Source organism: Pseudoruegeria sp. HB172150, assembly GCF_013184805.1.
Classification (GTDB): Bacteria; Pseudomonadota; Alphaproteobacteria; order Rhodobacterales; family Rhodobacteraceae; genus Psychromarinibacter.
The window spans coordinates 1-9,390 of sequence record NZ_JAATNG010000011.1; the positions used below are offsets into that span (position 1 = coordinate 1).

Consider the following 9,390-nt stretch of genomic DNA (forward strand, 5'->3'; position numbering starts at 1 on the left):
CCTCAGTAATATCCGTCTTCGTATCCGTAAGCGCCTTGAGTGTATCTGCATTTATTGAGGGTTATACCGAGGACGTTTGTGAGGTCTGCGACCTGTCTTTCTGTGACGTCGATCTGTGTGAGTGTTGTGTTTTCGGCTTCTGCGAGGATGAGGGCTGCGTCGACGCGACCGAGGAAGCCGAAGTTGTCGTCGGATGCGGCCATTGGCGGCAGATCGAATATCATCAGGTCGGGGGCGTAGTCGGCCTCGATGGCCTGCAGGACGGCCTCGGTCCTGCGGCTCTGCAGGAGTTCGGCGGAGCGGCGGGAGGCGCCGAAGCCGAGGGCGAAGGCGAGGTTGGTGCCGTGGCGGCGCGCGATGTCGGCGAAGGGGACCTCTCCCTCGAGGAGCTTTTCCATGGGGACGTGCCCGGACTGTCCGAGGATGCGTCCGAGGCCGTTGCGGCGCAGGTCGAAGTCGAGGGCGACGGTGCGCAGGGCGGACTGGCGGGCGAGGCCGAAGGCGAGGTTTGCGACGGTGGTGGACTTGCCGCAGTTGGAATGCGGGGAGACGACGGCGATGCGGCGCCAGTTATTGGCCTGGGCCTGCTGGATGAGGCGGGTGCGGAGGATGTCGTAGGGGGCGGCTGCGGCACCGCTTTTGAGGGTGACGATGCGGTTGCGCATCAGCAGGTCGGGGCGCAGGCGGATTTCCGGCAGGGCGATCCAGGCGGCGTCGACGAGGTCGGCGGCGGCGGGTTCGGGCGTGGCGGGTTCGGGTGTGGCGGTTGCTGCGGGCCCGGGGGCCGCGGCTGCTGCGGTGGGGACGTTGCCGTCGCGCTGTTCGCGGGCCTTTTCGATGGCCGCCTGAAGCCGTTCCATTGCGGTCTCCTTTCGGGTTGCGGCTACCAGCGGACGCCGAGCCGGTTCATCACCTTGTCGGCGACGAGGTCGACGGGGAGGTAGTAGACATGCATGGCGTAGATCGCGGCGGGGATGCCGACGACGATGGCGAGGATGACGAGGAGCTTGAGACCGCGCTGGAGGAAGACCTGCCGGCGGGTGCGGATATAGGGGATGGTGGCGAAGGGCGAGATGCCGAAGCGGCGGACCAGGTCCTCGGGTCGGCGGATCGAGCCGTTGAGCAGTTCGAGCAGCACGATCAGGCCGAGGCCTGCGGCGATGCCGAGGACGGCGCCGCCGCCGGCGATCAGCACGCGGTTCGGCTTGGTGGGCGTGCTGGGGGTGTTGGGCTGCTCGATGACGGCGACGCGCTGGCCGCGGGAGCGGCTCTCGATGAGATCGCCGGTCTGGGCGCGGGAGAGGCGGTTCTCGGCGGTGTCGTATTGCGATTCGACGATGGCATAGGCGCGCTCGAGCTCCTCGAGGGCGCTGGCGATCTCGGGGGTGCGCTCGATGGTGTCGGTGAGCCCGTCGAGGGTGGTCTGGACGGAGTCCTTCTGCTCGCGCAGCAGCTCGATCTCGCTGTCGAGCTCGGCGATCTGGGCGTTGAGGATATTGGCCTGGGTGCTGCCGGCGGGGGGCGGCGCGGGCGGTGTCTCGGCGGCCTCGGCGGCGCGGGCGGCGATATCGGCCTCGAGCCGGTCGACGCGGGCGCGCAGCAGCTTCACCTTGGGGTTTTCCTCGGAGAAGACCAGCAGCGCCTCGTCGAGCTCGCGCTCGAGGCCGCGCAGCTGCAGCTCGGCCTCGCTGGGCGGTGTCGCGGTGCCGGCGGGGGGCACCTCGGTGCGGCCGGTTGTCAGGTATAGCTGCTGCAGGCGGTCGCGCTGGCCGGTGAGGCGGGAGATGTCGCGCTCGATGGCGACCAGGCGCTCCTGCAGCTCGGAGCGGCGGGCCATGCGGAAGTCGAGGCTGTCGGGCAGTGCGCCGGAGTTCTGCTTCTTGAAGGCGATGATGCGGCCGCTCTGCTCGTTGAGCTCGGCGGCGAGGCGGTCGACCTCCTGGGCGAAGAACTCCAGCGTGTCGCCGGAGCGGCCGCGGCGGAACTCGGCATCGGCCTCCTGGATCAGGGTGAGATACTCGTTGAGAACGCCGGCGGCGGCGGCGGGGCTGCCGGCCTCGAAGGAGACGGTCATCATGGTGGCCTCGCCGCGGCCCGAGGAGGTGCGCAGGTCGGTGCGGGCCATCATCGCGCGGACGATCTCGTCGGGGGTCATCTCGGCGGCATCGGGCAGCACGTCGAGCTTGCGGGCGATGTCGAGCAGGTTGGCGCGGGTCAGGAGCCGCTGCTCGATGATCTGCAGCTGCTCGAGCGCCGGGGTGCGCACTGTGGAGGCGGCGAGATCCTCGGGGATCTGCGGCGATTCGACGACCAGGCGCATCTGGCTGACATAGGCCGGCGGCAGCGAGACCGCGACGGCGACGGCGACGGCGGTGATGACGGTCGAGACGACCAGGAACCAGGGCAGGCGCCGCAGGAACAGGGAGAAGTAGAATTTCAGGTCATCCATCCTGGCCGCCGTTCTTTCTGAAGAGGATGAGGGGTTCCAGCGCCTGCTCGGGCTCGGGGTCGGGGTCGGACACGGTGTCGGGCTCGGGCGGCTCCTCGGCGGCGCCGAAGAACACGCCGTCGTCGAGCACCTGGGCGACGGTCTCCTCGTCGACCCGGTGCTGGCCGGCGCCCCAGGCATAGAGCAGGGCGAACTCGCAGAGCTGGTTGACCAGCCGCGGCACGCCGCCGGTGGCGCGGTGGATGCGGGCGCAGGCGCCGTCGCTGAACGCCCCGCCGTCGCCGCCGGCAGTGCGCAGGCGGTGGCGGATGTAGTCCGCGACCGTGTCGGCGTCCATCGCGTCGAGATGGAAGGAGGCGGCGATGCGCTGGGTCAGCTGCCGCATGTCCGGGGCGCGGACGATGTCGCGCAGCTCCGGCTGGCCGACCAGGATCAGCTGGATCAGCACGTCCTTGTTGGAGTTCACGTTGGTCAGCATGCGCAGCTCCTCGAGCCCCTCGCGGGACAGGTTCTGCGCCTCGTCGATGATCAGGATCACCCGCCGCCCGGCGGCATATTCGGCAAGCAGGAAGTCCTGCAGCACCTGGAAGGTGGCGACATAGCCGGCGCCGGCGTCGAACGGCACGCCGAGCGCGTTCAGGATCCATTGCAGCAGCTCGCCGCGGCCGCCCTGGGCGTTGGAGATCAGCCCGATGGTGATGTCGTCGGAGATGCCGGCGAGCAGCGCCTGCACCAGGGTGGTCTTGCCGGCGCCGATCTCGCCGGTGACCAGGGTGATCGGGGCGCTGGAGAGAATGCCGAACTCGAGGATCGAATAGGCGTGCCTGTGCTGCGGCGACCAGTACAGAAAGCCCGGGTCGGGGACCAGGGTGAAGGGCCGTTCGGTGAACCCGAAGAAGTCGACGTAAAGGGAGCTGGGGGCCATCTGGTTCCTAAAAACGGCTCAATAATGCGGCAGGACGCCCGTTGTTTCCCACATGACCGGGACAGACCCCGACCACCCCCGGCGGCCGCGCCGGGCAACGGCCTGCTGTGGTGTCGGAACCGGGCGCTCGATCATGCCGGATTTCTGCTTGAAACAATGTGGTTTTTCATATGCGGATCGGCCCCCCTCCCACCGGAACCGCCCGCCGTGACTGCAATAGTATCCCCGTGCGCCGCCACCGCCGCAAGCCTTGCGCGCACAAAAATGAGTTTACTCTCGGAAGTGTTAGCGTATCGTTGAATGAGGCAGAATCAAGGCGGTCGCATGGCCGGAAACAGTCGTGCAGCCGGGCCACTTTTTCTCGTGGCCGTCACTTCTATTGGGTTTTTATAGGCATTTTCGGGGGTGCCAGATTTATGGCTTTCCAATTCAAGAGCTCCATTGGCGCGGGCATTTCTCATCCCGGCCACATGCGTAATCACCTGGACGTTGATTACGCTAACTCCTACTCATCTTCCGGTAGTGTAACGCTCTATCGCAGCTTCGGCAAACGCGTTCTCGACCTTTTCCTGCTGTTTCTCGCAGCCCCGATCGCGCTCGTCCTGATCGCGGTGACGGCGCTGGCGACGCTGCTGATGGACGGCCACCGGCCGTTCTTCCGGCAGCGCCGCATCGGCCGCGACGGCCGCGTGTTCTGGCTGCTGAAGATCCGCACCATGGTGCCCGACGCCGAGGCCCGGCTCGAGGCGCATCTCGCCGCCGACCCGGCGGCGCGGCGCGAATGGGACGAGAAGCAGAAGCTCGACGACGACCCGCGCATCACCCGGCTGGGCGCCTTCCTGCGCAAGTGCTCGCTCGACGAGCTGCCGCAGCTCTGGAACGTTCTCAAAGGCGACATGTCCCTGGTCGGGCCGCGCCCGATGATGGTCGAGCAGCGCAAGCTCTACCCGGGGCGGAGCTATTTCGAGCTGCGCCCGGGGATCACCGGCAACTGGCAGGTCTCCGACCGCAACGAGACCAGCTTCGCCGCCCGCGCGGAGTTCGACGACCGCTACGAGGCCGGGTTGAGCCTGGGCACCGATCTCGACATAATCCGGCGCACCGTCGGGGTGATCCTGCGGTGCACCGGCCGCTGACCGCCAGCGGCGCCGCGCGGCCCTGAGGGGCCCGGGGCGCCACCGGCGGCCCCGGCCCCAAAGATTGACGGGTTACCGATGTTTCCACCTACCGCGCGGCGCCTGCTCGCCTGCCTGCTTGTCGCCAGCCTGCTGACCGCCTGCGATTCGGCCGAGGAACGCGCCGAATCGCATTTCCAGAAAGCCGCCGAACTCTTCGCCGCGGGCGACGTCGCCCGCGCCGTGATCGAGCTGCGCAACGTCTTCAGGCTCGACACCGACCATCCCGGCGCGCGCCAGCTGATGGCCGGCATCGAGGAGGCGCGCGGCAATATCGCCGGCGCCTACGGCCAGTACCAGGCCCTCACCGAGACCGACCCGGAGAACTTCGAGGCGCAGCGCGCCGCGGCGCGGCTGGCGGCGCTGGCCGACGACTGGGAAGCGGCGGAGCGCCACGCGGCAGCCGCCGCGGCGCTGCTCGACGCGGGCGAGACCGACCCGGAACTGCGCGCGGTGGAGCTGGGCGTCCGCTACCGCGAGGCCCGCGGCAGCGATCCCGCCGCCGCGGCGGCGGTGGCCGAAGAGGCGTCGGAGCTGCTGCAGGAGCAGCCCGGGCTGCGGCTGGCGCGGCAGCTGGTGATCGACGACCGGCTGGCGCGGCAGGACTGGGAGGCGGCGCTGACCGAGCTCGATGCCGGGCTGGAACAGGATCCGGACGAACAGGTGCTCTACGCGCTGCGGCTCGCGGTGCTGCAGCAGCTCGGCCGGCCCGAGGCGATCGAGGCGCAGCTGCGCCAGATGATCGACCGCTTCCCCGACGACCAGGCGAACCGCGACATGCTGGTGCGCTGGTACGTCTCGCAGGACCGCGGCGACGCCGCCGAGGACTTCCTGCGCAGCCGCATCGACCCGGAGGACGACAGCCCCGACGCGCGGATGACGCTGGTGGTGTTCCTGTCGCAGCTGCAGGGGCCGGAAGCGGCGCTGACCGAGATCGAACGCATCCTGGACGGAACCGAAGCCGGGGATCCGAACCGCGCGCTCTACCGCTCGGTCCGCGCCGGGCTGATCTTCGACACCGGCGACCGCGCCGCGGCGATCGCCGAGATGCAGGACATCCTCGACACCGCCGAAGCCTCGGACCAGACCCGGCGGATCAAGATCGCGCTGGCGCGGATGCTGCAGCAGACCGGCAACCCGGTCGGCGCCCGGGCGCTGGTCGAGGAGGTGCTGGCCGAGGATACCACCAATGTCGAGGCGCTGAAGATGCGCGCCAGCTGGATGATCGGCGACGACCGGCCCGAGGCGGCGCTGGTCGAGCTGCGCGCCGCGCTGGACCAGGCGCCGCGCGACCCCGCCGTGCTGACGCTGATGGCCGAGGCGCATGAGCGCGCCGGCAGCCGCGAGCTGATGGGCGAGATGCTGGCGCTGGCGGTGGAGGCCTCGGGCGGCGCGCCCGCGCCGTCGCTGCGCTATGCCGGCTATCTCGCCGCCGACGAGCGGCTGCTGCCCGCCGAGGGTGTGCTGGTCGACGCGCTGCGCCTCGATCCGGGCAATCTCGAGATCCTGGCGATGCTGGGCGACATCTACCTGCAGCTCGAGGACTGGGGCCGCGCCCAGGGCGTGATCGACGCGCTGAAGGCGCAGGAGGCGGAGATCCCGGAGACGGCGGCCCGGAACGCGACCCGGAACGCGACCCGGGATGGGGCGAAGGCGCTGGCCGACCGGCTCACCGCGCGGCTGCTGGCGGCGCAGAGCCGCGGCGAGGAGCTGCAGGCCTTTCTCGAGGATCTCGCCGCCAGCCAGGACGGCGACAACCAGGCCGCCGCCGGGGCGATCCGGATGCGGCTGGCGCGCGGCGACACCGCCGGCGCGCTGGACTATCTCGAGACCCTGCTCGCCGAGCGGCCGCAGGACACCCAGCTGCGCCTCTTCGCCGCCGCGCTGAAGGCGATCGAGGGCAATCCGGACGAGGCCGCGGAGGCGATCCGCGCCGTGCTCACCGACCGCCCCGAGGACGAGCGCGCCTGGATGGCGCTCTACAACCTCTACCGCGGCCGCGGCGAGTCCGAGACCGCCCGCGCGGTGCTGTCCGAGGCCCGCGCCGCGGTGCCCGGCGGCGCCTACCTGAAGTGGACCGAAGCCACCGAGCTGGAACGCGACGGCGAGATCGAGGCCGCCATCGCGCTTTACGAGGAGCTCTACGAGGAGAACTCCGCCGCGCCGGTGATCGCCAACAACCTGGCCAGCCTGATCTCCTCGTTCCGCGAGGATGACGAGAGCCTGCAGCGCGCCTTCGGCATCGCCCGCCGGCTGCGCGGCACCGAGGTGCCGCAGTTCCAGGACACCTATGGCTGGATCGCCGCCCGGCTCGGCAATCACGAGGAGGCGCTGTCCTATCTCGAACCCGCCGCGCAGGCGCTGCCCGAGGACCCGACGGTGCGCTACCACCTGGCGCGCACCTACGCGATGGCCGGCCGCGACGCCGACGCGCTCGAGGCCTACCGCGCCGCGCAGGACCTGCTCGCCGCCGGCCCCAACGCGCTGCCCTTCGGCGCCGAGGTCGCCGCCGAGATCGCCCGCCTCGAGGCGGCGGTCCCGCAGGCGGAGAACTGAGCCGCTTCCCCCGCCGGCTTCCCCCGCCTGCTTCCCCGGCCGGCGGAACCGGCAAATCTGCCGCACCGCGCGGAAAACCTGCGCGGAGATGATTTCTTCCGCGCCCGCGACAGGGCATAGTGCCGGCGCGACGCCGAAGGCATAAAGGTACGAGATGCTTGCAAGAACCAACTCCGCCCGCCGCGCCGGTCTGCCGGCCGGCCTGCTGTTCCTGGTCACCGGCCTGATCGCCGGACTGGCTTCCCTTCTGGTCACCGGCCTTGCCCCCGGCGCCGCCCAGGCCCAGGGCTATACCGTCGGCCCCGGCGACACGCTGCAGATCGAGGTGCTCGAGGATCCCAGCCTGAACCGCTCCACCCTGGTGCTGCCCGACGGCACCATCGCCTTCCCCTTCGTCGGCACCCTCAAGGCCGGCGGCATGAGCCTCGGCGAACTGCGCCGCACCCTGGCCGCGGGCCTGGCGCCGAACTTCGCCTCCGAGCCCACCGTCGCGGTCTCCGTCGCCGCCCTCGCCGAGCGCCCCGCCCCCGCCGCGGCACTCCCCTATACCGCGCCCGTCATCGACGTCTTCATCATGGGTGAGGTCGCCCAGGCCGGCCGCCGCGAGGTGTCCCCGGGCACAACCATCCTGCAGTTCCTGGCCGAGGCCGGCGGCCTGACCCCCTTCGCCGCCGATACCCGCATCCAGCTGCACCGCACCGACCCGGCCTCCGGCAGTACCCGGGTCTACCTGTTCAGCCTCGGCGGCAAGGGCAACGGCCCCCGGATCAGCCCGGCAACCCAGCTCGCCCCCGGTGACGTCGTGGTCGTCCCGTCGCGTCACCTCTTCGAATAGCGCCGCCGATGACCCCGCGCCCGACGGTTCCCGGCCCCCGGCGAACCCGGCGTCGCCGTGCCGCCGCCGCCGGCCTCGCCGCCGCCGCCACCCTCGCCGCGCCCGCCGCCATCCTGCCCGCCGCCGCCCAGGAGGAGGGCGGACCGGTCCTCACCTTCGGCATCTCCACCTCGCTCTCGGTCAGCGACAACCGCGAGCTCGACCCCGAGTCCGCCGGCACCACAACCCTGTCCGAGACCGACCTCTCCGTCGGCTTCGACAGCATCACCCGCACCCAGGCCCTGCGCTTCGCGATCTCCGACACCTTCCGCACCGGCGACGGCCCCGGCGCCCCCGCCGAGCCCGGCTTCCGCGGCCCGAACATCGCGCTCTCCTACGAACGCTTCGGCCTCGGCTCCCGCCTGGAACTCAGCGCCCGCCAGCGCATCCGCGATCTCGATGCCGAGCTCACCGAGGAGGATCTCGACGATCCCAACGCCGCCATCGTCGACCGCGGCACCCTGACCACCCGCAGCCTCGGCTTCGCCCTGGAAACCGGCCTCGACCGACCCCTCGGCTCCGCGCTCTCCTTCTCCGAGACCCGGCGCGACTATTCCGACACCACAGATCCCGATCTCGAGGACAGCCGCACCCGCAGCGGCAGCCTCGCCCTGATCCTGCGCCCCGGGCCCGCCACCGAGACCCGCCTCACCTATACCCGCTCAGAATACGAGGCCGACGACGTCCAGGGCACCGAGCGTGACACCCGGTCCCTCAGCCTCGGCGCCACCCGCTCCGTCGGCCCAGATACAACCCTCTCCGCCAGCATCGGCTGGACCGTGATCGAGGAAACCTGGTCCGCGCTTCCAGCCGATCCGCCCGACGAGACCGGATTCACCGCAAGCCTCGGCTATCTCCGCGACCTGCCCACGGGATCCCTCGCCATCGACCTCTCCCACGAGGTCACAACCGCCGGCGGCTGGACCCAGGCCGGCCTCACCCGCGCCTACGACCTGCCCGCGGGCGACATCGTCCTCTCCCTCGCCGCCGCCTTCCCCGAAAACCACGACCCGGAACCCGCCGCCAGCCTCGCCTGGACAGCCGAACGCCCGGGACATTCCCTCCGCCTCGCCCTCTCCTCCAATCCCGGCATCGACGACGACGGAGACCTCCGACGCACCACCGCAGCCTCCATCGCATACGGATACGAGATCAACACTCGCGACAGCCTCGGCCTCAGCCTCTCCTACGGACATGTCTCGGGCGACGCCATAACAGACAGAACACGCGCAACCGCCTCAGCTTCCTACTCCAGGAACCTCCCGCAGGACTGGACACTCACAACAGCCCTCACACACAGGTTCTCACAATCACAGAACCAGAAAAACGCAAACGATAACAAAATCGAAATAATCCTCGCAAAACAGTTCAAATGGTCCCCATAAAGAAACACACAGACCAAAACCGTAAT

7 protein-coding genes are annotated in these 9,390 nt (G+C 69.9%); 4 read left to right on the top strand and 3 right to left on the bottom strand.

The features are described from left to right. Positions 1-2: 2 nt before the first annotated feature. From HCO70_RS24430 to HCO70_RS24440, 3 genes are read right to left on the bottom strand one after another with little or no spacing between them, the layout of a single operon-like run. Positions 3-860, bottom strand: coding sequence for a CpsD/CapB family tyrosine-protein kinase (locus HCO70_RS24430; protein ID WP_172300536.1), 858 nt, complete (start codon positions 858-860; stop codon positions 3-5). A 23-nt stretch (positions 861-883) separates the two neighbouring features. Continuing rightward, positions 884-2,449 (bottom strand): lipopolysaccharide biosynthesis protein, encoded by a 1,566-nt coding sequence (locus tag HCO70_RS24435; RefSeq protein WP_172300537.1) that lies wholly within the window; start codon positions 2,447-2,449, stop codon positions 884-886. Further along, complete coding sequence (locus HCO70_RS24440) at positions 2,442-3,374, bottom strand: ExeA family protein (protein WP_172300538.1); 933 nt, start codon at positions 3,372-3,374, stop codon at positions 2,442-2,444. The genes HCO70_RS24435 and HCO70_RS24440 overlap by 8 nt, the downstream gene beginning before the upstream one ends. A gap of 470 nt (positions 3,375-3,844) precedes the next feature. Here HCO70_RS24440 and HCO70_RS24445 point away from each other — a divergent pair, with 470 nt between their 5' ends. From HCO70_RS24445 to HCO70_RS24460, 4 genes are all read left to right on the top strand, one after another. After that, positions 3,845-4,510: a sugar transferase gene (locus HCO70_RS24445; protein WP_172300542.1), complete on the top strand. Its 666-nt coding sequence runs from the start codon at positions 3,845-3,847 to the stop codon at positions 4,508-4,510. A gap of 78 nt (positions 4,511-4,588) precedes the next feature. Beyond that, positions 4,589-7,105: a tetratricopeptide repeat protein gene (locus HCO70_RS24450; protein WP_172300539.1), complete on the top strand. Its 2,517-nt coding sequence runs from the start codon at positions 4,589-4,591 to the stop codon at positions 7,103-7,105. 154 nt (positions 7,106-7,259) lie between these two features. Then, positions 7,260-7,940 (top strand): polysaccharide biosynthesis/export family protein, encoded by a 681-nt coding sequence (locus HCO70_RS24455; protein ID WP_172300540.1) that lies wholly within the window; start codon positions 7,260-7,262, stop codon positions 7,938-7,940. Between the two features lie 8 nt (positions 7,941-7,948). Next, positions 7,949-9,364 (top strand): hypothetical protein, encoded by a 1,416-nt coding sequence (locus HCO70_RS24460; protein WP_172300541.1) that lies wholly within the window; start codon positions 7,949-7,951, stop codon positions 9,362-9,364. Positions 9,365-9,390 lie beyond the last annotated feature (26 nt).